The organism is Nonomuraea cavernae (genome assembly GCF_040655715.1).
Lineage (GTDB): Bacteria > Actinomycetota > Actinomycetes > Streptosporangiales > Streptosporangiaceae > Nonomuraea > Nonomuraea cavernae_A.
In genome coordinates, this window is sequence record NZ_JBFAKL010000004.1 from 73239 (window position 1) to 99997 (window position 26759).

At 71.7% G+C, this 26759-nt stretch carries 20 protein-coding genes; 13 read left to right on the forward strand and 7 right to left on the reverse strand.

Annotation, left to right across the window (positions count from 1 at the left end; genetic code table 11):
* Positions 1-129: 129 nt before the first annotated feature.
* Positions 130-1695 carry a hypothetical protein gene (locus tag AB0I38_RS07330; protein ID WP_358463421.1) on the reverse strand — a complete coding sequence of 522 codons (1566 nt, stop codon included), beginning with the start codon at positions 1693-1695 and terminating at the stop codon, positions 130-132.
* Between the two features lie 79 nt (positions 1696-1774).
* Between AB0I38_RS07330 and AB0I38_RS07335 the strand changes: the two genes are divergently transcribed.
* From AB0I38_RS07335 to AB0I38_RS07345, 3 genes are all read left to right on the forward strand, one after another.
* The gene (locus tag AB0I38_RS07335) at positions 1775-3787 is read left to right on the forward strand and encodes a hypothetical protein (RefSeq protein ID WP_358463424.1); all 2013 of its coding nucleotides are present in this window, start codon (positions 1775-1777) and stop codon (positions 3785-3787) included.
* A 95-nt stretch (positions 3788-3882) separates the two neighbouring features.
* Positions 3883-4776 (forward strand): glycosyltransferase family 2 protein, encoded by an 894-nt coding sequence (locus tag AB0I38_RS07340; protein WP_358463427.1) that lies wholly within the window; start codon positions 3883-3885, stop codon positions 4774-4776.
* Position 4777: 1 nt separating this feature from the next.
* Positions 4778-5839 carry a glycosyltransferase family 4 protein gene (locus AB0I38_RS07345; RefSeq protein ID WP_358463430.1) on the forward strand — a complete coding sequence of 354 codons (1062 nt, stop codon included), beginning with the start codon at positions 4778-4780 and terminating at the stop codon, positions 5837-5839.
* On the opposite strand, the gene AB0I38_RS07350 is transcribed toward AB0I38_RS07345, so the two are convergent.
* Positions 5740-6699 (reverse strand): lysylphosphatidylglycerol synthase domain-containing protein, encoded by a 960-nt coding sequence (locus AB0I38_RS07350; RefSeq protein WP_358463433.1) that lies wholly within the window; start codon positions 6697-6699, stop codon positions 5740-5742. The two genes, AB0I38_RS07345 and AB0I38_RS07350, sit on opposite strands and share 100 nt — an antisense overlap.
* Positions 6700-7874: 1175 nt before the next feature.
* Between AB0I38_RS07350 and AB0I38_RS07355 the strand changes: the two genes are divergently transcribed.
* From AB0I38_RS07355 to AB0I38_RS07390, 8 genes are all read left to right on the forward strand, one after another.
* Positions 7875-8285, forward strand: coding sequence for a hypothetical protein (locus AB0I38_RS07355; protein ID WP_358463436.1), 411 nt, complete (start codon positions 7875-7877; stop codon positions 8283-8285).
* Between the two features lie 74 nt (positions 8286-8359).
* Positions 8360-9187, forward strand: a complete 828-nt coding sequence (locus AB0I38_RS07360; protein ID WP_358463439.1) for a class I SAM-dependent methyltransferase — start codon at positions 8360-8362, stop codon at positions 9185-9187.
* Between the two features lie 41 nt (positions 9188-9228).
* Positions 9229-10143: a lysylphosphatidylglycerol synthase transmembrane domain-containing protein gene (locus tag AB0I38_RS07365; RefSeq protein WP_358463442.1), complete on the forward strand. Its 915-nt coding sequence runs from the start codon at positions 9229-9231 to the stop codon at positions 10141-10143.
* Positions 10144-10237: 94 nt separating this feature from the next.
* The gene (locus AB0I38_RS07370) at positions 10238-11356 is read left to right on the forward strand and encodes a glycosyltransferase family 4 protein (protein WP_358463445.1); all 1119 of its coding nucleotides are present in this window, start codon (positions 10238-10240) and stop codon (positions 11354-11356) included.
* 17 nt (positions 11357-11373) lie between these two features.
* Positions 11374-12468 (forward strand): NDP-sugar synthase, encoded by a 1095-nt coding sequence (locus AB0I38_RS07375; RefSeq protein WP_358463448.1) that lies wholly within the window; start codon positions 11374-11376, stop codon positions 12466-12468.
* 59 nt (positions 12469-12527) lie between these two features.
* Positions 12528-13424 (forward strand): DNA-3-methyladenine glycosylase family protein, encoded by an 897-nt coding sequence (locus tag AB0I38_RS07380; protein ID WP_358463451.1) that lies wholly within the window; start codon positions 12528-12530, stop codon positions 13422-13424.
* Between the two features lie 112 nt (positions 13425-13536).
* Positions 13537-16104: a bifunctional FO biosynthesis protein CofGH gene (locus AB0I38_RS07385; protein ID WP_358463454.1), complete on the forward strand. Its 2568-nt coding sequence runs from the start codon at positions 13537-13539 to the stop codon at positions 16102-16104.
* 82 nt (positions 16105-16186) lie between these two features.
* Positions 16187-17935, forward strand: a complete 1749-nt coding sequence (locus AB0I38_RS07390) for a substrate-binding and VWA domain-containing protein (RefSeq protein WP_358463457.1) — start codon at positions 16187-16189, stop codon at positions 17933-17935.
* 33 nt (positions 17936-17968) lie between these two features.
* Here the strand turns inward: AB0I38_RS07390 and AB0I38_RS07395 are convergent, their stop codons facing one another.
* Positions 17969-18745, reverse strand: coding sequence for an ABC transporter permease (locus tag AB0I38_RS07395; protein WP_358463460.1), 777 nt, complete (start codon positions 18743-18745; stop codon positions 17969-17971).
* Positions 18742-19722, reverse strand: a complete 981-nt coding sequence (locus AB0I38_RS07400) for an ATP-binding cassette domain-containing protein (RefSeq protein WP_358463463.1) — start codon at positions 19720-19722, stop codon at positions 18742-18744. The genes AB0I38_RS07395 and AB0I38_RS07400 overlap by 4 nt, the downstream gene beginning before the upstream one ends.
* A 49-nt stretch (positions 19723-19771) precedes the next feature.
* On the opposite strand from AB0I38_RS07400, the gene AB0I38_RS07405 reads away from it, so the two are divergent.
* Complete coding sequence (locus AB0I38_RS07405) at positions 19772-20557, forward strand: TetR/AcrR family transcriptional regulator (protein WP_358463466.1); 786 nt, start codon at positions 19772-19774, stop codon at positions 20555-20557.
* 82 nt (positions 20558-20639) lie between these two features.
* Here AB0I38_RS07405 and AB0I38_RS07410 read toward each other — a convergent pair whose 3' ends face one another.
* The 3 genes from AB0I38_RS07410 to cofD form a co-directional block, all read right to left on the reverse strand.
* Positions 20640-21377 (reverse strand): lytic polysaccharide monooxygenase, encoded by a 738-nt coding sequence (locus AB0I38_RS07410; RefSeq protein WP_358463469.1) that lies wholly within the window; start codon positions 21375-21377, stop codon positions 20640-20642.
* Positions 21378-21467: 90 nt separating this feature from the next.
* Positions 21468-22865, reverse strand: coding sequence for a coenzyme F420-0:L-glutamate ligase (locus tag AB0I38_RS07415; RefSeq protein ID WP_358463472.1), 1398 nt, complete (start codon positions 22863-22865; stop codon positions 21468-21470).
* On the reverse strand, positions 22862-23800 hold the full coding sequence (gene cofD / locus AB0I38_RS07420; RefSeq protein ID WP_358463475.1) for a 2-phospho-L-lactate transferase: 939 nt from the start codon (positions 23798-23800) through the stop codon (positions 22862-22864). The genes AB0I38_RS07415 and cofD overlap by 4 nt, the downstream gene beginning before the upstream one ends.
* Positions 23801-23980: 180 nt before the next feature.
* Between cofD and AB0I38_RS07425 the strand changes: the two genes are divergently transcribed.
* On the forward strand, positions 23981-26536 hold the full coding sequence (locus AB0I38_RS07425) for a hypothetical protein (RefSeq protein ID WP_358463478.1): 2556 nt from the start codon (positions 23981-23983) through the stop codon (positions 26534-26536).
* The last annotated feature ends 223 nt before the right edge of the window (positions 26537-26759 follow it).

Genomic DNA, 26759 nt, shown 5'->3' on the forward strand with positions numbered 1-26759 from the left:
CGTACGGCGTACCCGCAGCCAGGACTGGAAGATCAGCCGTGACCCGGGCGTGATGTTTCAACGCCAGATCATACTCAGAGCTGGACATTTCGTGGAATATCACGGGCAAACTCTTTGCCTTTTGCCCGCTCACGGCTCACGGCTCCCGCACAGCGCGGCCGCCAGGCACGCCAGAGGCACGGCCGGCAGGACGTACCTGTAGTCGAATTCCGCCACGGCCGGTGGCACGACGAGCAGGACGACGGCCGTCGACCAGGGCAGCAGCCAGCCGGGCGGACCCGCGACGCGCCACCCGCCGGCCCGCTCGCCTGGCCGGCCCGCGACGCGCCGCCGGCGGACGATCGTGACCACGGGCGGGACCAGCAGGATCACCAGCAGCGCGGCGCCGGGCAGGTGCGCCACGTCCTGGTAGCCGCGCATCCAGCCGGCGTAGGGCTCGGCCACCTCGGTGCCGATCGGGCCCTCCTCGTAACGACGGCCCATCTCCACGCCCAGCCGCGCGGCCCAGCGACCAGGCGGGGGCGGCGACGCCGACGGAAACTCGTAGTAGCCGTAGATCTCCTGGTCGGGGTAGACCGGGCGGCCCCAGACGAACGTGCGGCCGAGCTCCGTCAGCACCGAGCCCGCGTAGTCGAGCGGCTGACTGCGGATGGCCAGCGCCGCGAACCGGCCCGCCAGCCCGTCGGTCTCCTTGGCGAACGTGATGCCGGGCAGCGCGACCAGCGGGGAGTCCTTGGCCCAGAGGTATTCCTGCGAGGGGGGCCGCTGCTCGGCCGACCGCGGATCGCACAGCACCCGCAGCTCCGGCGGCGGATTCATCTTCGCGCAGTCGGCGAAGGACATCGTCCGGGCGTAGAGGAACGCGCCGTTGGCCCCGACCAGGCCGACCCGCTGGTAGGTGGCGTAGAACCAGGCGCCGTAGGCGAGCACCGGCACCAGCGCGGCGGCCAGCAGTACCCCGGCGAACCTGATCCGCCCACCGACCCGCCCGCCGACCCGCTCGCCGACCCGCCCACCGACCCGCCCGCCGACCCGCCCGCGCAGCACGAACCAGCCCGCCAGCACCACGATCAGCGGTTGGCCGACCGTGCGGGTCAGCGTGGCGGCGGCGAGCAGCAGCCCGATGGCCACGGCCGAGCGTCTGCCCGCCAGGCTCAGCGTCACGGCCGCCACGACCAGGAACATGAACAGCGTGTCGGAGACGAGCAGGTGCTCGACCTCGATCTGGTAGGCGTCGAGCAGCACCGGCACGGTGGCTAGCGTGGCCGCCCACCTGGGCGCCCGGCGCGCGGCCCAGTAGATCAGCACGCCGGTGGCCAGCCCGAGCAGGTGCTGCACGGCGGTCACCACGGCGAAGGAGTGGAACGGCTCCAGCAGCTTGAGGAACGCCGAGTAGCCCGCCGGGCGTACGAGGTCGGGACGCGGCCGGAAGACGGTGACGATGTAGGTGTAGGAGTCGGGAAACCACAGCGCCGGGCGGTAGCCGAGCATCGTGAGCACGCGCAGAGCCGTGCCGGCCGCCAGGACCGCCAGGAACCAGCCGTGCCGCCGCAGCCTCGGAAGTCCCGCGACCGCCCGCAGCCACGTGCGAGGCCCCGCGGCCGGGCGACGGCGGCGCCCGGGGCCGGGGGAGCCGGCGCCGGCGGGGTCGAGCTCTCCCGTGACCACCCGCATGACCTCCCGTTTCACCGGCACTTCGGGTACGGTACCCGCGTTTCGCACCGCCCCGCGTCACCCCGGCGCTCCGCCCGGTTGGATACCCTCGCGATCACCGATGGGATCCGACCGGCTCGACCAGGCGCGACGGCCATCGGCGGGCCGGGTGCTCGCCGTGGTCTCGGTGCTGCCCGCCCTCGGGGTGGCCGGCTGGCTGGTGTCGGGGCTGGCGCTGCTGCTCCTCGGCCACTACCGGCCGCTGCCCGCGCTGGCGCTCGGGGTGCCGGTCGTCGCCGCGTTCTGCGTGGTCGCGCTGCGCCACCTCGGGGAGGTGGTCGAGGCCACCGCCCGGCAGGTCGCCGCCGTCGTCGCCGTCGCCGCCGGATCGACGGCCCTCAACCTGGTCATGCACGCCGAGGCGCTGGTCGTCCGGCGTGACCCGGCCACCTACGCCCAGTACGCCATCTGGCTCGCGGGGCACGGCGCGCTGCCGATTCCGGCCCAGGCGGAGGCATTCGGCGGCCCGGACCCGTGGCTGGTCTTCGAGAGCGTCGGCTTCTACGGGGTGGACGGCTCGGTGGTGCCGCAGTTCATGCCGGGGCCGCCGCTGCTGTACGCCGCCGGCGCCTGGCTGGGCGGGCTGCTGCTGACGCCGCCCGTGCTGGGCGGGTTCGCGGTGCTCCTGGTGGCCGGGGTGACGGCGCGGCTGGCTGGCGGGCGGTGGGCGGCGCCGGCCGCGCTCGTGTTCGCGGTGAGCCTGCCCATCCTCTACACCTCGCGCACCACGTTGAGCGAGATCCCGTCGCTGATCCTGCTGTTCGGCGGCATCGCCCTGCTGTACGACGCGATGTCCGGGCCCGTGCCGCGCCGGGCGGCGGGTGCGCTGGCCGGGCTGGTGTTCGGGCTCGCGGTCCTGGTCAGGATCGACGGGCTGCGCGACGTGCTGCCCGTCCTGGCGTTCGCCGGGCTGCTCATCGGGATGCGCCGGCTCGGCCGGCCGCCGGGGGCGATCGGGGCGCCGTTGCTGACGGGGGTGCTCGCCGGGGCGGGGCTGGGGCTGTTCGCGGCCTACGAGCTGGCCGCGCCCTACCTGACCTACCTGTCGCGTTCGGTCCGGCCGCTGTTGCTCATCTGCGGCGCCGTGCTGGTGCTCACCCTCGTCGGCGCCGCTCTGGCGCCGTGGCTCGCGCGGATCCGGCTGCCGCGACGGCTGCCGGAGATCGGCGGGGCGCTGGTCGTGCTCGTCGTGGCCGTCCTCGCCGCCCGCCCATGGTTCCAGACCGTACGCCGTACACCGACGACGCCCGAAGACCGGCTGAACAGCCTGTTCATCGAGCAGATCCAGCGGGCCAACGGGCTGGCCGCCGACGCCACCAGGCTGTACTTCGAGCAGTCGCTGCAGTGGGTGTCCTGGTACGTCGGGGCGCCTGTGATCGTGCTGGCCACGCTGGCGGCGGCCGTGCTGGTGCGCCGGCTGCTGCGGGACGGCCGGCCGTTCGCCTGGCTGCCGGCCCTGGCGATCATCGGCTTCACCACCGTCACCACGCTGCTGCGCCCCGAGATCACCCCCGACCATCCGTGGGCCTCGCGCCGCCTCGTCCCCGTCGTCATCCCCGGCCTGATCCTGCTCGCCGTGTGGGGGCTCAGCCTGTTGCGCGACAGGGCGCCGGCCCGGCGCTGGGTGGCCGTGCTGGGCGTCGTGCTCATCGTCGTGCCGCCGGCCGTGACCTCGATCGGCACCGCGTTCACCCCGGTCGAGCGGGGCGAGCGAGCGGCCGTGGCGGCGCTGTGCGAGCGCATCCCGGCCGACGGCTCGGTGCTGATCGTCGAGCGGGTGACCGCCGAGCGCTTCACCGAGGTGGTGCGCGGCACCTGTGGCTTCCCGTCCGCCCAGGTGCGCCGGGTGGTCGACGACACGGCGCCCGACGCCGAGGTGCACCGCCTGATCCGCCGCGTCAGGGCCGCCGGCCGGGTGCCGGTCGTGCTGGGCGCGAACGCGGAGCAGGTCTCGGCGTACGGGTCGCCCACGCAGGTGATGGGCCTGGTCACCCGCCAGGACGAGCGTTCGCTCGTCAGCCCGCCGGATGGCACGTGGTCGCTGCGGATCAACGTCTGGATGGCCGTGGGCTGATCACCGCGCGGCGGTGATGTGGGCTCGGGGCCCTGCTGGGCAGAGTAACCTCGACGCACGTGAACACGCCCGAGACCCCTCAGAGTGGAATCACCGTGGAAGAAGCGCCATACGTCACGATCGTCCTGCCCTGTTACAACGAGCAGGACCACGTCATCGACGAGGTCGAGCGCATCACCAAGGCGATGGACTCGAGCGGCTACACCTACGAGCTCGTCGCGGTCGACGACTGCTCGACCGACGCGACGCTCGCCCGGCTGGAGGAGGCGGCGGCCAGGTTCCCGCACCTGAGGGTGCGCGCCTTCCACCGCAACGGCGGCTCCGGCACCGTGCGCCGGATCGGCACCCAGGAGGCCAGAGGCGAGATCGTCGTCTGGACCGACGCCGACATGACCTACCCCAACGAGCGCATCCCCGAGCTGGTGCAGATCCTGGAGAAGGACCAGACGATCGACCAGGTGGTCGGCGCGCGCACCAGCGAGGAGGGGTCGCACAAGCTGCTGCGGGTCCCGGCCAAGTGGGTGATCCGCAAGGTGGCCGAGAAGCTGGCCGGGCAGAAGATCCCCGACCTCAACTCGGGGCTGCGCGCCTTCCGGAAGTCGGTGGCCAGGCCCTACCTGCGGCTGCTGCCGCCCGGGTTCTCGTGTGTCACGACGATCACGCTGTCGTTCCTGTCCAACCAGCACGACGTCTTCTACCTGCCGATCGACTACGCCAAGCGGGCCGGCACGTCGAAGTTCAGCTTCGTGTCCGACGCCTACCGCTACATCCTGCAGGTGCTGCGGATGATCATGTACTTCAACCCGCTCAAGGTGCTCATGCCGCCCGCGCTGTGGCTGGTGGCGATCGGCATCGTCAAGGGCGTCTGGGACATGACCCAGAAGTTGTTCTACTTCCCCTCCAACACCGTGATGATCTTCCTGTCCGGCCTGCTGATCGGGTCGGTCGCCCTGCTGGCCGACCTGATCGTGCGCTCGCGGGGAGAGTAGCGTGCGCATCGCCATCGTCGGCCCCACCTATCCGTACAAGGGGGGCGGGGCGCAGCACACCACCGAGCTCGCGCACCGGCTGGCCGCGCTGGGCCACGACGTGGTGATCGAGTCGTGGCGGGCGCAGTATCCGTCGTTCCTCTACCCCGGGCAGCAGACGATCTCCGCGCCCGAGGGCACGCCCTTCCCCGCGACACTGCGCGAGCTCGACTGGCGCCGGCCCGACGGGTGGTTCGCCGCCGGGCGGCGGCTCCGGTCGGCCGACCTGGTGGTCCTGGCCGTGCTCAGCCCGGTGCAGGTGCCCGCCTACCTGGGCATCCTGGCCGGGCTACGGCGCGGGGCGCGGACCGTCGCGCTGTGCCACAACGTGCTGCCGCACGAGCGCAAGCCGTACGACAGGCCGCTGATGAAGGCGCTGCTCAAGCGGGTCGACGGCGTGCTGGCCCACTCCGAGCAGCAGGCCGCGCTGGCCCGCGAGCTGACCTCCCGTCCGGTGAGCGTGGCGGGCCTGCCGCCGCACCTGCCGTCCACGCACGCCGCGCCCGCCGCCGGGGTGCACCACCGGCTGCTGTTCTTCGGCATCGTCCGCCCCTACAAGGGGCTCGACCTGCTGCTGCGTGCCCTGCCCGAGGGGGTCGGCCTGACCGTGGCCGGTGAGTTCTGGGGCGGGCTCGACGGTACGAAGGCGTTGGTCGACGAGCTGGGCCTGGCCGACCGGGTGGAGCTGCGGCCCGGCTACGTGGCCGCCGAGGACGTGCCCGGGCTGTTCGCGCGGGCCGACGCGCTGGTGCTGCCCTACCGGCAGGCGACCGCGAGCCAGAATGTGTGGCTCGGCCACGAGCACGGCGTGCCGGTGATCGCCACCCGGGTCGGCGCGCTCGCCGACCACGTCACCGACGGAGTTGACGGGCTGCTGGTCGAGCCTGGCGACGTCGAGGCGCTCCGCCGGGCGATCGAACGCTTCTACGCCTCCGGTGAGCCCGAAAGGTTGCGGTCGGGGGTCAAGGCGGTCGACCCCGAGCCCTTCTGGTCGGCGTACACCGGCGCGCTGCTCGGCGCCTGACGGCCCAGCAGCCACGCGACTCCCGCGGCCACGGCGTCGGCCAGCGTGAACGCCAGCCGCGACACCACGGCGACCGCCAGCGCCGCGGGCGTGCCGATGAGCGGGGTGAGCACCAGCACCAGCGCGCCCTCGCGCACCCCCACCCCGGCGGGCACCACGAAGAAGAGCAACCCGGTGGCCCAGGCGAAGGCGTAGGCCCCGGTGGCGATCACGTAGAGGTCCCACCGGCCGGCGAGCAGCCAGATGTGCAGGCCGTACACGAACCAGCCGAGCGCGGTCCAGGCGACGGCGATCAGCACCGTGCGGCCGGGCAGCACGCTCTCCAGCGGCTCCTTGCGGGCGAGCCGCAGCGCCAGGTTGAGGCCCCAGGTGAGCACCCGGGGATGCAGGCCCACGACGATCAGTGGCAGGAGCAGCAGGAGATACCAGGCGTCGCGGACGGCCTGCTGGGAGGCGAGCGTCGCGGCCGCGATCGAGATGGCCACCCCGAGATTGATCACCAGGGCCAGCGAGATGCACGCGAACGTCCGCCGGGGCGGGCTGCCGTGGTCGCGCCCGAGCTCCATCATCGCCGCGTACGCCCAGACCGAGCCGGGGATGTACTTGCCCAGCTGGCCCACGAACATGATCCGCCCGGTCACTCTCAGTGACAGCGGAGAGCCGAGCCCGGCCAGCACCTGACGCCAGGCCACGAGCATGCAGAACTGGCCCAGCAGGACCGCGCCGAACGCCCCGAGCACCGCCCACGGCGACAGCCCGCCGACCGCCGCCAGGGTCGCGTCCCAGTTGCGCGCCAGGCCGTAGCCGAGGAAGCCGATGGCGACCAGCGCCAGCGATACGCGCAGCAGGCGGCGAAACATTCGCCCAGGGTACGCGCGGACCCCTACCGGCGGGTAGAGCCCAGCTTCGGAAGGTCGTCCCGGGCCACGGCGATGGAATTCCGGTGGGCCGCATACTTACGCATGGTCGCTTTACGAATACGGAGAGTGAAACAACTCCGGCGGTCGCCTTCCGGCGCCGTGACCTGTGCCGGGCAACACGCCGGGCCGCGAAATTTTACCTTTCCTGCCGGCAGGGTCCCGGAGGTCTGATCGGTGATCCGCGGCTGGTTTTGCCCGGCGAAATGCACATCCATATAAGGAGGTAATCGGCCGACCGGTCGATTGTCTGTGAGAGAAGTTATCGGAGGGCTGTGATTCTGTTTTTCGGGAGCGCGCGAACGGGAGTGCGGTAATGCTCGGGAGGGGGTGTCGTGTGATCGGCCGAACTGCCCGGTAATTGAAATCTAGACGAAATTGGTGTGGCGTTTCGAGTCCTCTGGGTGGCGATCGTGCGGATTGACGGTCGGGCTCCGTGTCGCCCTGTCATGCTTCAGCGCACTTTGCCGTGATTTATTGGGAATTGGGTTCTTGGGCTGTGTGATCAAACTGGGACATAAACCGTCAAGCGGGCATCGGACGCCCTGCCTTCCGTGCGTGGACACCTACTCCTAGCAGGGGTTTTGGCCTCGTCGAGATGTTCCGCGCCGTTCGGGCTGGTTAGGAGATGTACGATTAAGTGATTCGACTTGCGATCGCCGTCCGGCGGTCGTGGTCGGACAGGGGCATGGCGGAGTTGCCGCTCATTGTGCGTGGCGGCGCCGTTCCTTCCCGATTCCGAGGCGACTGTCTGTTGAGTCCAGGTGGGCGTCGGAATGAAGAGGTCTCCCGCGGCAACGGGGGGCCTCTTCGCTTTTCCGGACCGAAGTCAACCGGGCCGAAAGCGATTTCGCGCCAAGAAAGTCCGCCGACATCCGCGTGGCTTTCCCCATGGACCGGCCGATCCTCGGCGCTCCGGTCATGTGGCGCGAGGCGGGCCGAAGATGCCACACTCCATACAAGGAACTTCCGCGAATCGCCACTGTTTGCCGACAGCCGTTCCACGGGATTCCGCAGGCCAGTGCCGACGGCCATGACCGGCCGTGACCGGTGCCCACCTGGACTCAACACACACCACCATCCATCGTCGTTTCGGTATTCGCGGAAAGGACAACACGATGACCGCGTCGACCACGCCTGCCTCGGGCAGGGACCAGAAGTGCGGCAGGCCCCGGAAGTTCGGCGGGATCCGTAAGTCCGGCGGGGCCCGGAAGTTCGGCGGGATCCGTAAGTCCGGCGAGGGCCGGAGCCCGTCCGGCCGGTCGTCCGGGAGGTCGCGCGCCTCCCGGGCGATGGTGTTCGCCTGCGTGCTGCTCACCCATGTGGCCTTCGTGGTCGTGCTGCTCCCGCACGGCTACGACCTCTGGATCGTCCTGGGGGCGGCCACCACCACGTGCGTCGCCGCCGGCCAGGTGACGCGTACGGTCACCCTGGGTCAGGACGTGGCGGAGACTCCCGGCTCGCTCCTGAGCCGGCTGGTGGCCTGCTGGATCCGGGCCGTCGTCGCGAACGTGCCCGCCGCCGAGTGAGGGCGGGGTGCGCCGGGCGATGCCGCGGCCGGTTCGACGGCCGGGTACGCCCGGCGCAGGTACTGTTGGGCGGCGTGGGTAAGGAACGCGTCGCGCAGCTCGAATACTCCGAGTTCCAGTCGGCCATGCTCGACGAGGACAAACGCCGTCGCAAGGCCGCGAAGATCATCGCAGTGCTGGAGCACTTCCACGGGCCGCTCACCGGGCTGACCGTCGGCGACGTGGGCTGCTCCGCCGGGTTCATCGCCGACGAGCTGGCCGGCGCCGGCGCGGCCCGTACCCTCGGCATCGACATCGACGTGCCGGGGCTGCGCCGGGCGGCCGACCGGTTCGGCGAGCGGGTGGCGTTCGTCTGCGGCGACGGCACCGCGCTGCCGTTCCCCGACGGCTCGATCGACGTGCTGGTGTTCAACCACATCTACGAGCACGTGGTCGACCCCGACGGCGTGGTGGCCGAGATGCACCGGGTGCTGTCCGACCGCGGGGTGCTCTACCTGGGCCTGGGCAACCGGCTGGGCATCATGGAGCCCCACTACAAGCTGCCGTTCCTGTCCTACCTGCCGCCGGCGCTCGCCGACCGCTACGTGCGCGCCTCCGGCCGCGCCGACCACTACTACGAACGCTTCCGCACCCGCCGGGGCCTGCGCCGGATGCTGCGCGCCTTCCACGTCTGGGACTACACGTTCCCCGTGCTCGCGACGCCGGCCCGCTTCGCCGGCTCCGAGCTGTTCTCCGGCGCGCTCGGCCGGGTGGCGCGGGCCGTGCTCGGCCGCACCCCGCGGGCCGTGTTGCGACTGCTGCTGCCGCTCGTGCCCACCTACCTGTGGGTGGCGACGAAGACGCCGCGGGCTCCGGCGGGCGCCGCGCTGCCGCGGCCGCCCGAGCGGGTCCGCCCGCTGTGAGCGCGGCCGGATCTCCCGGATCTCCCAGGCCGCACCCGGCCGTGAACGGAGACCAGGAAGCCCCGCCCGCGAGCCCGGCCAGGGCTCCGCGCCCGCTTCTCCGGCGGATCCTGCGTCTCGGGTTCCTGCTGGTCGCGCTCGGTTTCGGCGCGTGGGCCGTGGCGAAGCAGTGGGACGCCGTGCTGGCCGGGTTCGCCCGGCTGAGCGTGCCGATGCTCGCCGCCTCGCTCGGCGCCGTCATCGCCGCGCTGCTCGGCGCCATGCTCACCTGGCGCACCCTGCTGGCCGACCTCGGCTCGCCGCTGCCGTTCCGCCCCGCGACCAAGGTGTTCTTCGTGGGCCAGCTCGGCAAGTACATCCCCGGGGCCGTGTGGCCGGTGATCGCCCAGATGGAGATGGGCCGCGACCTGGGCGTGCCCCGATCCCGCAGCGCGGCGGCGTTCTTTCTGATGATGCCGGTCCAGCTGGCCAGCGGGCTGCTCGTCACGCTGGCCACACTCGGCTGGGACCGCTACGGCTGGCTGCTGCTGCTCATCCCGGTGCTGCTGGTGCTGCTCGAACCCAAGGTGATCAACGGCGTGATCGGCTTCGGGCTGCGCAGGCTCAAGCGCGAGCCGCTGGAGCGCCCGCTCACCCGGCGGGGGATGCTGACCGCGCTCGGCTGGGCCCTGGCCGGTTGGATCTGCTACGGGCTGCACCTCTACTTCGTCTTCCCGCAGGGGGGCCTGCTCTTCGCCATCGGGGCGTTCGCGCTGTCGTGGTGCCTGGGCATCATGACCTTCGTGGTGCCCGCCGGCGCCGGGGTGCGCGAGGTGGCGATGGTGGCCGTGCTGTCACCCGTGCTCGATTCCGGCCCGGCGATCGCGATCGCCCTCTGCTCTCGCATGGTCATCATCATGGGTGACCTGATCTGCGCTGGTTTGGCTGGGATAGCGGCTCGTCGCCGCCATGGGTGATTTAACCCCCGATTTGGGGGAGGCTGGTCATAAGCTGAACCCCAGAGGGGGACGCCGGATCCCACGTTGATCTTGAGGGGAGAAGATCTACGTAATGCCTCGAGTGCTCGTCGACGCGGCGGCGGTCCCCGCGGACCGTGGCGCACTGATCAGATATGTGGACGGGCTGGTCTCCGGGCTCGACCGCGCGGGAGCCGACCTCGTGGTCGTCTGCCAGCGGGCCGACGCCGGCAAGTACGAACGGCTGGCGCCGTCGGCCCGCATCATGCCGGGCCCGGTCGCGATCACCAACCGGGCCGCCCGGCTCGCGTGGGAGCAGACCGGCGTGCCGCTGCTCGCCCGCCAGGCCGGTGCCCAGGTCATCCACGCGCCCTACTACTCCATCCCGCTCCGCTCCGGCCTGCCCACGGTCGTGACGGTGCACGACGTCACCTGGTTCACCGACCCGGAGCAGCACAGCGCGGTCAAGGCGTCGTTCTTCCGCTCGGCGACCCGCACCGCCGTCCGCCACGCCAACCGGGTCATCGTGCCGTCCAAGGCGACCAGGGAAGAGCTGGTGCGCGTGCTCGCCGCCGACCCGACCCGCATCGACGTCGCCTACCACGGCGTCGACGAGAAACTGTTCCACCCGCCCACCGACCTGGAGAGGCGGCGCTCGGCCGAGCGGTGCGGGCTGCACGGCCGGCCGTACGTCGCCTTCCTCGGCGCGCTCGACCCCCGCAAGAACGTCCCCAACCTGATCCGCGGCTTCGCCGCCGCCGTCAAGAACCTCGACGAGCCGCCCGCGCTGGTGCTCGGCGGCGGCGTGCACGAGGTCGACGTCGACGCCGCGTGCCGCGAGGTGGAGGCCACGGTCAAGGTGGTGCGCCCCGGCTACCTCGGGGTGCCCGACCTGGCCGGGTTCCTCGGCGGAGCGGTCGTGGTGGCGTTCCCGTCGCGCGGCGAGGGCTTCGGGCTGCCGGTGCTGGAGGCGATGGCCTGCGGCGCGCCGGTGCTCACCACCCACCGCACGTCGCTGCCCGAGGTGGGCGGCGACGCCGTGGCCTACACCGAGCCCGACGCCGACAGCATCGCGGCCGCGCTCGGGCAGCTGCTCGCCTCTCCCGACAGGCGCCTGCGGCTGCAGGAGGCGGGGCTGGCCAGAGCCCGTGAGTTCACCTGGGAAGCCTCGGTCGAAGCCCATCTCAGCTCTTATCAACGAGCCATCGAATAGTTCGGTAGCCTCACCGGATGATGGAGAGTTCACTGCCGGCCCTTGAGGCGATCCTGCTGGTCGGAGGGCAGGGCACGCGCCTGCGTCCGCTGACGCTGGGCACGCCCAAGCCCCTGCTGCCGACCGCCGGGGTGCCGTTCCTGGCGCACCAACTGGCTCGTGCCCGGTCGTTCGGGGTGCGCCGGATCGTCTTCGCCACGTCGTACAAAGCCTCGATGTTCGAGCCGGTCTTCGGTGACGGCGCGGCGTTCGGGCTCTCCATCGAGTACATGACCGAAGAGACGCCGCTCGGCACCGGCGGCGCGATCCGCAACGCCGCCGAGGCGCTCACGTCGGCGCCGTCCGACCCCGTGCTGATCCTCAACGGCGACATCCTGTCCGGCCACGACATCGGCGACCAGGTGCGCACCCACCTCAGCCGCGACGCGGCCGTCACGCTGCACCTCACCGAGGTCGACGACCCTTCCCGGTTCGGTTGCGTTCCCACCGACGACGAGGGCCGGGTGACGGCCTTTCTGGAGAAGACCCCCAACCCGGTGACCAATCGGATCAACGCCGGCTGCTACGTCTTCACCCGGTCGGTCATCGACCGGATCCCGCGCGGAGAGGTCGTCTCGGTGGAGCGGGAGACGTTCCCCGGGCTCATCGAGTCGGGCGAGCTGGTCCTGGGCTACGCCGACCGCACCTACTGGCTCGACGTCGGCACCCCGGCCGCCTTCGTCCGCGGCTCCAGCGACCTGGTCCTCGGGCGGCTCGGCTCGCCGGCGCTGCCCGGCCCGCCGGGGGAGTTCCTGGCGCTCGACGGCGCGGCCGTCTCGCCGGAGGCCAAGGTGCACGGCGGCTCGGCGGTGGGCTCCGGGGTCGTGGTCGAGGCCGGGGCCGTGGTCTCGGGCAGCGTGCTCTGCGACGGCAGCGTGGTCTGCTCGGGCGCCACCGTGGCCGACTCCGTGATCGGCGTGGGCGCGCGGGTGTGCTCGGGCGCCGTGGTGAGCGACGCGGTGATCGGTGACGGCGCCGTGGTGGGTCCGGGCAACGAACTGCGGGCCGGGGTCCGGCTGTGGCCGGGCGTCGAGCTGCCGGAGTGCGCGGTCCGCTACTCCAGCGACGTCTGATCTGGCTTCAAGCCTCCTGCGACGTCCGGTCTGGCCTCAAGTCCGGGCACACTGGACATGTGAGGGAGCGCAGGTGGACGCCCGAGGGGCCGCTGGACGTGGAGCTCGCGCTGAGCCCGCACCGGCGCGGTTCCGGTGACCCCGCCTGGCACCGGACCCTCGACGGGGCCGTGTGGCGCACCTCCCGCACTCCCGACGGGCCCGGCACGCTCAGGGTGAGCGTGGCGGCCGGCACCGTGGTGGGGCAGGCGTGGGGGCCGGGAGCCGGATGGCTTCTGGAGACGCTGCCGGCGCTGCTCGGCGCCGACGACGACGTCTCGGGATTCCGGGTCGAGCACGAGGTGCTGACCGACGTGGCCAGGAAGCACGCCGGGCTGCGGATCGGCAGGACCGGGCGGGTCATGGAGGCCCTGGTGCCCGCCGTGCTGGAGCAGAAGGTCGTCGGCCGCGAGGCGTGGCGGGCCTGGCGCTGGCTGCTGCACCGCTACGGCGAGCCCGCCCCCGGCCCCGCGCCGGAGGGCATGCGGGTGATCCCCGAAGCGGAGGTGTGGCGGCAGATCCCCTCCTGGCACTGGCACAGGGCGGGGGCCGAGGCCGTGCGGGCCCGCACGATCGCCACCGCCGCCTGGCACGCCGCCAAGCTGGAGGGGGCCGGCACCACCGAGGAGCTCGACCGCCTGCTGCGGGCGCTGCCCGGGATCGGCGTGTGGACGTCGGCCGAGGTGCGGCAGCGGGCCGTCGGCGACCCCGACGCCGTCAGCGTGGGCGACTTCCACCTGGCCAAGATCGTCGGCTACGCGCTGACCGGCGCGACCACCGACGACCCCGGGATGCTGCGGCTGCTGGAGCCCTACCGGGGACACCGGCACCGGGCCGCCGTCCTCATCACGCTCACCGGCCTGCGAGCGCCCGCGCGTGGGCCGAGGATGCCCGCGCGCGACTACCGCTCCTTCTGACGGGCCGCTCTGAGCGTCGATGGGCCGCTCTGAGCGTCGATGGGCCGCTCTGAGCGCTGTCGGCTGCCCCTGAGTGCGCTCGGCGAATCCAGACACACGTAGTGTTCCGTACATGAGTCTCGTCAGTGATTCCGCCCTCCGTCGTGCGCTGGCCCGCGCGCGAGACGGGAAAACCCTCGACGTCACCGAGGCGACCGTGTTGCTGCACGCCCGAGGCGCGCACCTGGACACCCTGCTCGACCACGCCTCCCGGGTGCGGGACGCCGGGCTCGCCGCGGTCGGGCGGGAAGGTGTGATCACCTACAGCCGCAAGGTGTTCATCCCGCTGACCAGGCTGTGCCGCGACCGGTGCGGCTACTGCACCTTCGCCACCGCGCCGCACAAGCTGGAGGCTCCCTTCCTGAGCCCCGACGAGGTGCTGGAGATCGCCCGGCAGGGCGCCGCGATGGGGTGCAAGGAAGCGCTGTTCACGTTGGGGGACCGGCCGGAGGACCGCTGGCACCAGGCGCGGGAGTGGCTCGACGCGCACGGCTATGACGACACGCTCTCCTACGTACGGGCGATGGCGATCAGGGTGCTGGAGGAGACCGGGCTGCTGCCGCACCTCAACCCGGGCGTGCTCGGCTGGCGTGACCTGCAGCGGCTGAAGCCCGTGGCGCCGTCGATGGGGATGATGCTGGAGACGACCTCGCGGCGGTTGTTCGAGGAGAAGGGCCAGCCGCACTATGGCTCCCCGGACAAGGACCCCGAGGTGCGGCTGCGTGTGCTGGAGGACGCCGGGCGCTCCAACGTGCCGTTCACGACCGGGATCCTCATCGGTATCGGCGAGACCGTCGAGGACCGCGCCGAGTCGATCTTCGCGATCCGGCGGGTGGCGCGGGAGTACAACGGCGTCCAGGAGGTCATCGTCCAGAACTTCCGCGCCAAGCCCGACACGGCCATGCGCGGCCTGCCCGACGCCGACCTGCAGGAGCTGGCGGCCACGATCGCGGTGGCCCGGCTGGTGCTCGGGCCGCGGACGCGCCTGCAGGCGCCGCCCAACCTGGTGGACTCCGAGTACGAGCTGATGATCCGCGCCGGGATCGACGACTGGGGCGGTGTGTCGCCGCTGACGCCCGACCACGTCAACCCCGAGCGCCCCTGGCCGCAGATCGACGACCTGGCCGCCCGCACCGAGGCCGCCGGGTTCCGGCTGCGCGAGCGGCTCACCATCTATCCCGAGTACGTGCTGGCCGGCGAGCCCTGGCTGGACCCGAGGCTGTTCGGGCACGTCCGGGCCCTGGCCGACCCCGTCACCGGGCTGGCCCGGGAGGACGCGGTGCTCGAAGGGCGGCCGTGGCAGGAGCCGGACGGCGGCTTCGCCCCCTCCGGGCGGGTGGACCTGCACGTCGAGGTCGACACCTCGGGGCGCACCGCCGACCGCCGCGACGACTTCGACCACGTCTACGGCGACTGGGACGCCCTGCGCGACCGGCTGGACCCCGCCGCGAAGGGGAGCGTCACCGCGAGCACGCCCGCCGAGGTGCGCCAGGCGCTCAGGAAGGCCGAGAGCGACCCCGCCGGGCTCACCGACGCCGAGGCCGTGGCGCTGCTGTCGGCCGAGGGCGAGGCGCTGGAGGAGCTGGCCGGCATCGCCGACGAGTACCGCAGGCAGGCCGCCGGCGACGAGGTCACCTACGTGGTCAACCGGAACATCAACTTCACCAATGTCTGCTACACCGGCTGCCGGTTCTGCGCGTTCGCCCAGCGCCGTACCGACGCCGACGCCTACACGCTGAGCCTCGACCAGGTGGCCGACCGCGCCGAGGAGGCCTGGCTGGCCGGCGCGACCGAGGTGTGCATGCAGGGCGGCATCCATCCCGACCTGCCGGGCAGCGCCTACTTCGACATCGCCAGGGCGGTCAAGGCCAGGACCCCGGACATGCACGTGCACGCCTTCTCCCCGATGGAGGTCATCAACGGCGCGAGCCGTACGGACCTGTCGATCGAGGAGTGGCTGCTGGCCGCGAAGGAGGCCGGGCTCGACTCCCTGCCGGGCACCGCGGCGGAGATCCTGGACGACGACGTGCGGTGGGTGCTCACCAAGGGCAAGCTGCCCACCAAGGAGTGGATCGACGTCATCACCACCGCCCACCGGGTGGGCCTGCCGACGACGTCCACGATGATGTACGGCCACGTCGACACCCACCTGCACTGGGTCAGGCACATCAAGCTGATCAGGCGGTTGCAGGAGGAGACCGGCGGGTTCTCGGAGTTCGTGCTGCTGCCGTTCGTGCACACCAGCGCGCCGATCTACCTGGCGGGCGTCGCCCGGCCGGGCCCCACCGCGCGGGAGAACCGCGCCGTGCACGCGCTGGCCCGCATCCTGCTGCACGGCGCGATCGGCAACATCCAGTGCTCCTGGGTCAAGCTCGGCGACGACCTGTGCCGCCAGGTGCTCCAGGGCGGGGTGAACGACCTTGGCGGCACGCTCATGGAGGAGACGATCAGCCGGATGGCCGGGTCGGAGAACGGCTCGTACAAGACGATCAGCGAGCTCCGCGAGATGGCAGAGCTCAGCGGGCGGCCGGTCACGCAGCGCACCACTGGGTACGGCCGGCCGAGCACCGAACGGCTGGCCGCCTCCGAGGCGAGCGACGGCGTCTGCCAGAGCGTGCGAAGGGTCCTGCCGATGGCGTAGGTATAACATGTTCTAGATTGCACTTGCGCCCGCTATGGGAGTCGCTGGAAGAATCATCACTCCCCTGGAGAGAGGTTCACCCGTGCGGTTGGGTCGACACCGCGCCGCGTTAAGTCCAGAGCTGCGGCGAAGGAAGGCACTCCAGCGAGGCATGCTGGCCGGGCTCACTGTCGTGGCCGTCGTCGCGGGCACGCTCGTGGTCGTGTTCGGCGGTGGCGGCGCGCTGTGCTCCACACGAGAGCCTGTTCTGGTCAGCGTGGCCGCCGCGGTCGACGTGGCGCCGGTGGCGATGGAGGCCGCCGCGCGCTTCAACGAGACCAAGGCCACGACCGGCGGCAGGTGCGTGCTCGTACAGGTCACCGAGCAGCCACCGGCCACCGTGCTGCGGACGCTGATCGGCGACCGGGCGGGCGTGCTGCGCGAACGGCCGGACGGCTGGATCGCCGACTCCTCGGCCTGGATCCGGCTGGCCCGCAAGCAGGGCGCGAGCGCGCTGCCCGCGGGCGAGAGCGTGGTGGCCACCTCGCCGCTGGTGTTCGCCACCCGGGGCTCGCTGGCGCAGCGCTTCTCCGTCGGCAAGACCGAGATGAACTGGCGGATGGTCTTCCCCTCCACCGTGCGGGGACGGCTCAAGCCCAACGAGAGCGAGCCGGACGTCGTGCGGGTGCCCGACCCCTCGCTGGCCGGCGCGGGCATCGCCACGGTCGCCGCCGCCCGGGACGTCGTGGGCACCGGCCCGGAGGCGGACAAGGCGCTGACCGCGTTCGTGCGCTGGGCCCAGGCCGGTTCGGCGCCTGACTACCGCACGATGCTGACCGCCGTCGACGACCGTACGTTCTGGCAGCGCCCGGTGGTCATCGTGCCGGAGCAGTCGGTGTGGGCGCACAACCAGCGTCTGTCGCCCGACCCGGTCGTGGCGCTGCACCCGCGTGAGGGCACGATCAACCTCGACTATCCGTACGTGGTGACCGCGACCGACCCGGTGGTGGCCGAGGCTTCGACGATCTTCGCCGACTGGCTGAGCGGCGCGGAGGCGCAGGACATGGTGCGCCGGGCCGGGTTCCGGTCGGGTGACGGCCTGCAGGGTCCGATCTCGCCGGGTCCGCAGATCCCGGCCGAGACGCCGAAGACCCGCTCCTCGGTCTCCCCGGAGGACATCGACGAGGCGCTGCGCGCCTGGAGCCGGCTGGCCCCGCCGACCAACATCCTGGTGCTGGCCGACACCTCCAAACACATGGCCGAGCCCATGAAGGGCACCACCCGGGTGGGCGTCGCGCTGGAGGCGGCCAAGATCGGGCTCCAGCTCTTCCCCGACTCCACGCACATGGGGTTGTGGGAGTTCGCCGACAAGGTGGGCCAGATCAGGGACTACCGGCAGTGGGTGGGGCTCGGCCCCATCGACCGTCCGGAGACGGGCCAGCTCGTCCGGCGGGGCGTGCTCACTCAGCTGACCGCCACGATCAACGCGCACCCCCGGCTGGAGAGCTCGCTCTACGACTCGATCCTGAGCGGCTTCCGCGAGGTCTCCAGCGAATACCGCGAGGAGATGAACAACACGCTCCTGGTGATCACCGCGGGCAAGGACGACGGGCGTGGCATCAAGCTCCCGACGTTGCTCGACCGGCTGGAGGCCGAGTGGGACCCGGACCGGCCCGTCCAGATCGTCGTCATCGCGTTCGGCAGCGGCGTCGACCGGGACAGTCTGACCAGGATCACGGGCGCCACCAATGGCTCCCTGCACGTGGCCCAGCAGCCGGACGAGATCATCGACGTCTTCCTCGCGGCGCTGGCGCGCCGCCTGTGCCACCCCACCTGCAAGCCGGCGGCGTGAGGGGAGCGGCGCGCGCAGGCGGATCGAACGGCGCTAGCCGGAGGTCCTGCGGCGGAACAGCAGTGCCGCGATCGGCACGCTGACCAGCACCATGCCCGCGAGCCAGGCCGCCGCCACCGCCCCGGAGGAGCCCATCGGCTGGTTCAGGAGCAACGACCGGAGCGTCGCCACGATCGGAGTGATCGGCTGGTTCTCGGCGAAGTCGCGTAACACGTCCGGCATGGTTTCGGCCGGCACGACCCCGTCCGACAGGTACGGCAGGAAGAGCACCACGAAGCTGAACGCGCCGGCCGCCTGGGTCGACCTGACCAGCAGTCCCCAGAGCACCGCCAGCGACGACATCGCCAGGACGTATCCCGTCACCACGGTCAGCGCCAGGGCCCAGTCGGCGAGTGCGGCGTCCGGGCGAAAGCCCAGCACGACCGCCGCGAGCAGGGCGAATCCGCACGCCGCTACGTTGCGGATCACCGAGGCGACCACATGCCCGGCGGGGACCGTCCAGCCGCCGATCGGCAGGGTGCGCAACCGGTCGATCATGCCCGCTGTCATGTCGTCGGCGATGTTCACGGCGGTCAGTGCGGCGCCGTACCCGCCGGACATGAGCAGCACGGCGGGCACCACGAAGTCGATGTAGGCCAGCCCACTGGAGCCGGTGGTGATCGCCCCGCCGAAGACGTACACGAACAGCACCATGATGATCACGGGCAGAGCGGTGTTCACGATGAGGCCGTCGAGGATGCGCAGCTCGCGGCGCAGGTTGCGGACGACGAGGCGGTGCAGGTCGCCCGCCGCGGTCAGGGCGGCGCTCATGCCGCGACCGCCGTGAGCTCGAAGAAGACGTCGTTGAGGGTCGGGGCGGACAACGCCACGTGCTCGACGACGACGCCCGCGCGATGGAGCAGATCCAGCGTGTGGCGCAGGTGGTCGGGGCCCTGGACGGCCAGTGTGATCTCGCGTTCGCTCGTGCCGGGACGTGTTCCGGCCTCGGTGCTCGTGGCGGGACGCGTTCCAGTCTCGCCGAGCGCCGATCTGGCGCGGGGGACGTCCTCGGTACGGGACAGGCGCAGTATCAGGCGTTCGGCGCCGACCTGGCGCTTCAGCGCGGCGGGGGAGTCGTCGGCCACGACGCGGCCGCCGTTGATCACCGCGATGCGGTCGGCGAGTTGATCGGCCTCCTCCAGATACTGCGTGGTGAGCAGGATGGTGGTGCCGCCGGCCAGGAGTTCGCGGATCACCGACCACAGCTCGGCCCGGCTGCGCGGGTCGAGCCCGGTCGTGGGCTCGTCGAGGAAGAGGATCCGGGGCGCTGACACCATGCTCGCCGCGAGGTCGAGACGGCGCCGCATCCCGCCGGAGTAGGTCGCGACGCGCCGGTTCGCGGCGGCGGTCAGATCGAAGCGCTCCAGGAGCTCCTGCGCCTGCCGGCGCGCCTGCCGCCGGCCCAGGTGGTAGAGGCCGGCGAACAGCTCCAGGTTCTCCCTCCCGGTCAGCAGGCCGTCCACGGTGGCCTGCTGGGAGGTCAGGCCGATCAACCGGCGCACCGCGACGCCCTCGCGTGTGACGTCGTGGCCGCCCACCGTGGCGGTGCCGCCATCAGGCGCGAGCAGCGTGGTCAGGATGCGCACCGTGGTGGTCTTGCCTGAGCCGTTGGGGCCGAGCAGAGCCAGCAGTGAGCCGGTGGGCACGGTCAGGTCGATCCCGGCCAGCACCTGCGTGGTGCCGAAGGACTTCGTCAGCCCTCGGGCGAGAACAGCATCTGTGAATGGCGTACTGTGTATGACGTTCATAGTTTTAATCTAATGCACAATCCTAGGAGTGGGTCAAGGAGGGGATTCGATGGAGCGGGATCGGCCGCTGCCGTCCGTGGTGGAGCGCATGTGGGGGCGGGAGCCGGTGACACGCCGGGGGCCGCGGCCCCGGCTGGATCTGGCCACGATCACCAGCGCCGCCATCGAGATCGCCGACGCCGAAGGGTTGAGCGGCGTCTCGATGGCCAGCGTGGCTTCGCGGGTCGGGGTGGCGGCGACCGCGCTCTACCGGTACATCGGCAGCAAGGATGACTTGCTCACCGTCATGGCCGACGGCGTCGCCCCGCCGCCGCCCGAGCCGGAGGGCAGGTCCTGGCGGGACTACCTCGCCCTCTGGACCCGGGCCCAGCGCGACCTCCTGCTGGAGCACGCGTGGTTGCTGTCCATCGACCCCCTCGTCCCGCCGCTGGGCCCGCGGCGGCTGCTGTGGTTCGACCGTGCGCTGGCCGCTCTCGACGGCACGGGGCTCGATCATGGAGAGAAGATCCATGTGGCGAGCACTCTGACGGGCTACGCGCTCACCGATGCCGCACTCCTCAACGGCGTCGGCGGCGGGCCCCCGCAGATGGAAGACGCCGTAATCGGCGGAGCCGCCGATTACGGCGAGGTGCTCGCCGAGTTGCTCGACCCCGCGGCCTACCCGGCCCTGTCGGCCGCGATGCGCTCGGGCGTCATGCGCGGCGCCAAGGGGTGGGTGGAGGACGAGGACTTCGTCTTCGGACTCGATCTGCTGCTCGACGGCATCGAGGCGCTCATCAGGCGACGGGCAGCAGAGGAGCGGAGCTCCTGTGATGAGGAGGATGTCCTGGAGTGACAGCCCCTCTTCTGCAGCAGCTCCGCTCCTCGTTCACGGGCCTTGACGAACAGACCCCCGCCCTGGCGGACCGGGGTTGGTTCTAGAGGCGCTGCCAGAGGGCCGGGACGTTCGGCGGCTCCCAGCCGGTGAGGGCGGTGTGCGCCTGGATGCACCGGTAGGTCAGGCCGGCGTAGGTGACCTGGGAACCGATGGCGTAGGCGGTGCCGGCCTTCCAGGTGCCCCCGGGCGTCGAGGTCGGGGTGGGTGTGGGCGTCGGCTGCGTCGGCGTGGGCGTGGGGGTCGGAGTGGGGGTCGGGTTTCCGCCACCGCCGCCGATCTGCAGGTCGACGCAGGCGTAGAAGGCGTTGACCGTGTCGGCGATGTTCCAGATGGCGAGGACCTTCTGCCTGCCGGAGAACCCGGACAGGTTCACGGTGTGGGAGACGGTCGCGCCCGGTTGCCGGCCTCCGTCGTTGAACACCGCCACCCGGGTGCCGCCGATGTAGTACTCCCACGTGCTGGTGGCGTGCCGGGCCGTGAGGGTCCAGTTGAAGTTGACCGTGGTGCCGACCGAGGTCGCGGGCCAGGACTTGCTCTCGTCGCTGAGCTGGGCGAAGCGGGCGACGCCGCCGTGGCAGTTGCGCTGGCCCTTGGGTCCTTCCACGCTCTGCGGCTCGTAGATGATGTCACCGCAGCCGGTCACCTTGCCCTGGGCGCAGAGAGCCTGCCGGCTGGGGGGTGAGTTGATGTAGCCATGAGCAAGTGCGGGCTGCGCGACGATCATCGTGCCGGCCATGGCGATCACCGCCGCGGCGACTAACGTGAGGGTTCTTCGCATGCGAGTGCTCCTCTACATGGGGGGTTCGCCCTAATGTAAAGGAAAGTTTCCTAACGGTAAATGGTTCTTGACCGCTCCGGGGTGATCGTGTCAGCGCGCCAGGATGAAGTCACCCGGGTCGCGCGGGGCCCGGTCGCGGGGCGGGGCGGCGGCGTGGCCGACCGCGACGCACCCCATCGGATCCCACGACCCGGGCAGGTCGAGCACCTCGCGGACCACCGGGCGGCAGAACATCGTGGACGACACCCACGCCGAGCCGAGCCCCTCGACCGCGAGCTGGATGAGGAAGTTCTCGACGCCCGCGCCGGTCGCCACCACGAACATCTCCCGCTCCGCCGCGTTGCGCCGATCATCGCGGTAGGTGTGGGAGCCCTCCATCACCAGGCAGGGCACCACCAGATAGGGGGCGCGGCGCAGCACGTCGCCGCGTCTGACCCGTTTGGCGATCGACTCCTCAGTGAAGCCGTCGCCGCGCAGGTCGTCGATCCAGGCGTCGCGCATCGCGTCGAGCAGCTCGCTCCGGGTCTCGGCCGACTCGACCAGGACGAACCGCCACGGCGTCGTGTGGTGAGGGGCCGGAGCCGCGATGCCCGCCGCCACCGCCCGCCGCACCGCCGCGGGATCGACCGCCTCGGCGGAGAACTCCCGGATCGTACGGCGGGCGAACACCACGTCGCGCGACCCATAGCGGAACATGTCCTCGTCGGCGGGCCGGAGCAGCGGCCGGACGCCCGGGCCGTCGCCGGCCGTGACGAGATGGGCGAGACCCCGCACGATCGCGACCGGGACGCCGGCCAGCTTGCCCTTGACCAGCTCGGCGGCCGAGGCGATCTCGTCGGCCAGCGCGGTCACGGTGGCGCTGAGCGGGTTGCCGTAGGAGTCGACGGCCCCGCGGAAGTCGTCGACCGGGGTCACGCCCGCGGCGCCGATGGCCACGTCGGTCAGGCCCTGGCGCCACGGGCGGCCGAACGTGTCGGAGACGATCACGCCCACGCCCGGGGGCAGGCCCGCCCGGATGCGCCGGGCCGAGGCGTCGGGGTCTTCGGGGAGCAGCAGGACGGTGCCGGGGTCGGTGTTGGACGCGTCGACCCCGGCCGCGGCCATCACGAAGCCGTGGCGGGTCTGGGAGATCACGGTGTCGCCACGCCTGGCGACCACCCGTTCGGTCTCCTCCTCGATCGCGGCGGCGCGATCGGGGGCTTGCCGGATCCGGCCCTCGGCCTTGCTGACGATCTTGGAGGTGATGACGACGATGTCGCCCTCGCGCAGATCGGCGCCCTTCAGCAGGGCGGCCACGTCGTCGCCCGGCCGTACCTCGCCGAGGCCGAGCACGGGGAGCACCTCGACGCTTCCGCCGGGGGACGGCACGGCGGTCGCCGGGTGGGTCTCGGGCGATGTGACGTCGCGCGGGTCGGTGTCGGGTGGTGGGACGACGCGCGATGTGACGTCGGGCGATGTGACGACGGGCGGGGTGCTGTCGGGGGTCATCGGGAGAGCTCCTGGGCGAGGTCGAGAGCGGTGCGGGCGATGTCGGTGGCCGCGTCGACGTCGTGCATGATGATGGGCCTGGCCGGCACGCGGACGCCGTCGAGGGCGACGCCGTCGTCCTCGGGCGCCACCAGCCAGCCGTCGATCAGGTCGGCGCCGTAGAGGTCGAGCACCGCCTGGGCCGTGGTCTCGACGCCGATGGCCGTGAGGCAGGCGTCGGCCATGCCGCGCACCGGGGCGCCGCCGACGATGGGGGAGACGCCCACCACGGTCTTCGGCAGCAGCGCGTCGCGGATGCCCGGGACCTGCAGGATCGTGCCGATGCTCACCACCGGGTTGGACGGCGGCAGGATCACCACGTCGGCCTCCTCGATCGCCTCCAGCACGCCAGGAGCGGGCCTGGCCGTGTCGGCGCCCACCAGGGCGATCGACTCGGCGGGGACCGAGGCGCGCAGGCGTACCCACCACTCCTGGAAGTGGATCGCGCGGCGGCCCTGCTCGTCGCTGATCACCACGTGGGTCTCGCAGCGGTCGTCGGACATCGGCAGCAGGCGGACGCCAGGCTGCCAGCGGACGCACAACGCCCGCGTGATCTGCGACAGCGGGTAGCCCGCCTCCAGCATCTGCGAGCGGACGATGTGCGTGGCGAAGTCGCGGTCGCCCAGCCCGAACCACTGCGGCTCGACCCCGTAGGCCGCCAGCTCCTCCTTGACCACGTGGGACTCCTTGGCGCGGCCCCAGCCCTGCTCCTCGTCGATGCCGTGGCCGAGGGTGTACATGACCGTGTCGAGGTCGGGACAGACCCGCAGGCCGAACAGGGTGATGTCGTCGCCGGTGTTGCCGATCACGGTTATCTGGGCATCAGGGGCGGTCGCGCGCAGACCACGCAGGAAGCGGGCGCCGCCGATGCCCCCTGCGAGGGAGACGATGTGCATGCGGCCCAGTCTTCCACCGGCCTCCGACACGCCTGTCTGGGGAGTCAGCTTTACCGCCAAAAAACCCGTCATAGTGGTCGAAGTGCGGCTTTTGAGGTTGAAGAGGTTCTGGGGACTTCCGCCGTGACAGTCAGCGATGTGGCAAACTCCCTTCGGGCTAAAGGGTCGATGGGGGTAGTTGTGAGCAAACTTGACGTTGCCCGGCTGAGAGAGCCGGCCGCCTGGCTGATGCTCGCGGCCGGCGGACTGAACGTGCTGGAGGCGATCGGCAAAGTGCTGATCGGCTCATCCGGCACGGTCGGCGTCGACCTGTCCATCACCGACCGGGCCGCCATCTACTTCGGTGGCTTCACCAGCCCGGTCACGACCGCGCTCCTCCTGGGATCGGTGCTCCTGATCACCAAGGTCGGGCCACCCTCGTCCAAGGCCAGGCCCATCACCTTCATCGCGGCCGGGGCGCTCGGCCTCGCCACGGCGTTCGGCGCTCTGACGCTGCTCCTCGGCCTCTTCTCCGGCGACGGTGCCCGGTCGCTAGTGGAGTTCCTGCTCACCGGGGTGCCCCTGCTCGCGCTGACCGCCGTCGCCCTGGTCTACCTGCTGCCGCAGGTCCTGCCCGAACGGCCCGCCTACCCGCAGAGCCACGGCCAGCCGCCTCACGCCGCCCCCGCGTACGGCCAGCAGTCCGGCTATGGCCAGCAGCCGCCCAGTCAGGGCCCGCCGCCCTATGGCCAGCAGTCCGGTTATGGACAGCCCGGATATGACCAGCCGGGCTACGACCAGCCGGGCTACGACCAGCCCCCCGGTCAGGGTCCCGTCCCGTACGGCCAGCAGTCCGGTTACAGTCCGCAGCCGCCGAGCTTCGGCGGGCAGCCCGACGGCCCCGCGCCCGGCCAGCAGCCCTACGTCCAGGCCGGTCCGGCCGGCTACGGGCAGCAGGAGTCCTACCAGCAGCCCGCGCCCCAGCCCCAGCCCCAGCCCAGGGCCGCGTTGCCCGCGGCCCCTGCCGACCAGCACAACCCCCCGCAGGATCCCTCGTTCGGACCCGACCCCCAGGGCTACGGTCAGCCGGATCCGGGGTCCGGTGACACCTCTCCGGGCCAGCACCATGTGCCGTCCGGTCAGTCTGGTTATGGGCAGGCCGATCCTTCGGCGGGTCGGCCGGACGCGTTCGGCCAGCCGGACCAGCGCGGTTATGGTCAAGCCGACCCGTCGCAGGGGTACGGCCAGGCCGACCCGTCGCAGGGGTACGGGCAGGCCGATCCTTCGCAGGGGTACGGGCAGCATGGGTCCGCCTATGGCCAGTCCGATCCGCAGGGCTACGGTCAGCTGGATCCGGGGTCCGGTGACACGTCGCCCGCTCAGCATCACTTGCCGTCCGGCCAGTCTGGTTATGGGCAGGCCGATCCTTCGGCGGGTCGGCCGGACGCGTTCGGCCAGCCGGACCAGCGCGGTTATGGTCAAGCCGACCCTTCGCAGGGGTACGGGCAGCATGGGTCCGCCTATGGCCAGTCCGATCCGCCGGGCTACGGTCAGCCGGATCCGGGGTCCGGTGACACCTCTCCGGGCCAGCACCATCTGCCGTCCGGTCAGCCTGGTTATGGGCAGGCCGATCCTTCGGCGGGTCGGCCGGACGCGTTCGGCCAGCCTGACCAGCGCGGTTACGGCCAGACCGATTCCTCGTCCGGCCAGCACCACGCCGCGCCGGCCCAGCACGGCTCGCCGGCCGGTCAACTGGACTCCTCGTTCGGCCAGGCGGCCGGTTCCTCGGCAGGCCGGCCGGACGCGTTCGGCCAGCCTGACCAGCGCGGCTACGGCCAGACCGATTCCTCGTCCGGCCGGGCGGACCAGCAGGGCTACGGCCAGTCCGGGGCTCCGCTCGGTCAGCACGGCTCGTCGGCGGGCCGGCCGGACCAGCTCGGCTACGGCCAGACCGGCCCGTCCTCGGGGCACGGCCCGCAAGGGGCGTCGTTCGGGCAGCCCGACCAGGGCTACGGGCCGACCAACCAGACCCAGGTGTACACCCCGTTGGAGACGCTTCCCAACAGCGGCTACCAGCCGGCCCCCTACGTTCCCGCCGACAGCCAGCCCAACGCCTACCCCCCGGCGGCACACTCCTCCGCGCCGTCCCAGGACGGCGGCGGGTTCGGGGCGCCGGCCGGGCAGCAGCCCAACGCCTTCAACGCGCCCGCCGACCCGGTCTACCCGGCCGCCGAGACGGCGCCGAGCGTGCCGTACCCGCCGGCTCCCGCGCAGGGCGGCCAGCCCTTCACCGGCTACTCGGGACAGGAGTACTCGACACCGGCGTACCAGGAGCCTGATCCGCCGGTGGACCCGCGCTCCCAGCAGCTCCTGGACGCCTACCAGCAGGCCGAGACCTACCAGCACTCCCTGTCGGGCGCGCAGCCCGACCTGCGGGTGCCCGACTACTCGGGCCAGCCGCCCAGGCCGTACGACGAGGGGCAGCCGCCGAGGCCGTACGACGACCCGTTCGGCCACCCGCAGCAGGGCCAGCAGGGCCAGCAGGGCCAGCAGGGCCAGCAGGGCCAGCAGGGCCAGCAGGGCCAGTACGAGCCGCAGACCTACCGGCCGCAGCACCAGTCGGGCCCGGTGCCGGCGGACTCCACGATCAGGCTGGACCAGCAACTGGGCGGCGACGCGCTCGGCGAGCGGTCCAGGCACGGAGACGACCCGATCGACCCCACAGCCATATACACCCCCAACGAGCCTCGCAGGTAACGGACCCGCAAAGCACGGCTAGAGAGAAGGTGGGCCACGGGCGGGCGTCTATACCGCCCTGGTACGGTTCCGACCGCTGACAGCGAATGAACACGCCAGGCCGATGCCAGATTCGGGGCTGAGGCCGGGTGCGAACATCACATGCCAAGCACACCGGGGCGAGGGCAGGCCTTTCCCCGGATACCGGCATGCCGCTTGACGCCGCGCACGGCACGCGCGTGTA

Excerpts from the sequence above, each read along its gene's own strand:
- AB0I38_RS07335 (WP_358463424.1), top strand. The coding sequence starts at position 1,775 with ATGGGATCCGACCGGCTCGACCAGGCGCGACGGCCATCGGCGGGCCGG.
- AB0I38_RS07350 (WP_358463433.1), bottom strand. The coding sequence starts at position 6,699 with ATGTTTCGCCGCCTGCTGCGCGTATCGCTGGCGCTGGTCGCCATCGGC.
- AB0I38_RS07355 (WP_358463436.1), top strand. The coding sequence starts at position 7,875 with ATGACCGCGTCGACCACGCCTGCCTCGGGCAGGGACCAGAAGTGCGGC.
- AB0I38_RS07370 (WP_358463445.1), top strand. The coding sequence starts at position 10,238 with ATGCCTCGAGTGCTCGTCGACGCGGCGGCGGTCCCCGCGGACCGTGGC.
- AB0I38_RS07375 (WP_358463448.1), top strand. The coding sequence starts at position 11,374 with ATGATGGAGAGTTCACTGCCGGCCCTTGAGGCGATCCTGCTGGTCGGA.
- AB0I38_RS07385 (WP_358463454.1), top strand. The coding sequence starts at position 13,537 with ATGAGTCTCGTCAGTGATTCCGCCCTCCGTCGTGCGCTGGCCCGCGCG.
- AB0I38_RS07395 (WP_358463460.1), bottom strand. The coding sequence starts at position 18,745 with ATGAGCGCCGCCCTGACCGCGGCGGGCGACCTGCACCGCCTCGTCGTC.
- AB0I38_RS07400 (WP_358463463.1), bottom strand. The coding sequence starts at position 19,722 with ATGAACGTCATACACAGTACGCCATTCACAGATGCTGTTCTCGCCCGA.
- AB0I38_RS07405 (WP_358463466.1), top strand. The coding sequence starts at position 19,772 with ATGGAGCGGGATCGGCCGCTGCCGTCCGTGGTGGAGCGCATGTGGGGG.
- AB0I38_RS07410 (WP_358463469.1), bottom strand. The coding sequence starts at position 21,377 with ATGCGAAGAACCCTCACGTTAGTCGCCGCGGCGGTGATCGCCATGGCC.
- AB0I38_RS07415 (WP_358463472.1), bottom strand. The coding sequence starts at position 22,865 with ATGACCCCCGACAGCACCCCGCCCGTCGTCACATCGCCCGACGTCACA.
- cofD (WP_358463475.1), bottom strand. The coding sequence starts at position 23,800 with ATGCACATCGTCTCCCTCGCAGGGGGCATCGGCGGCGCCCGCTTCCTG.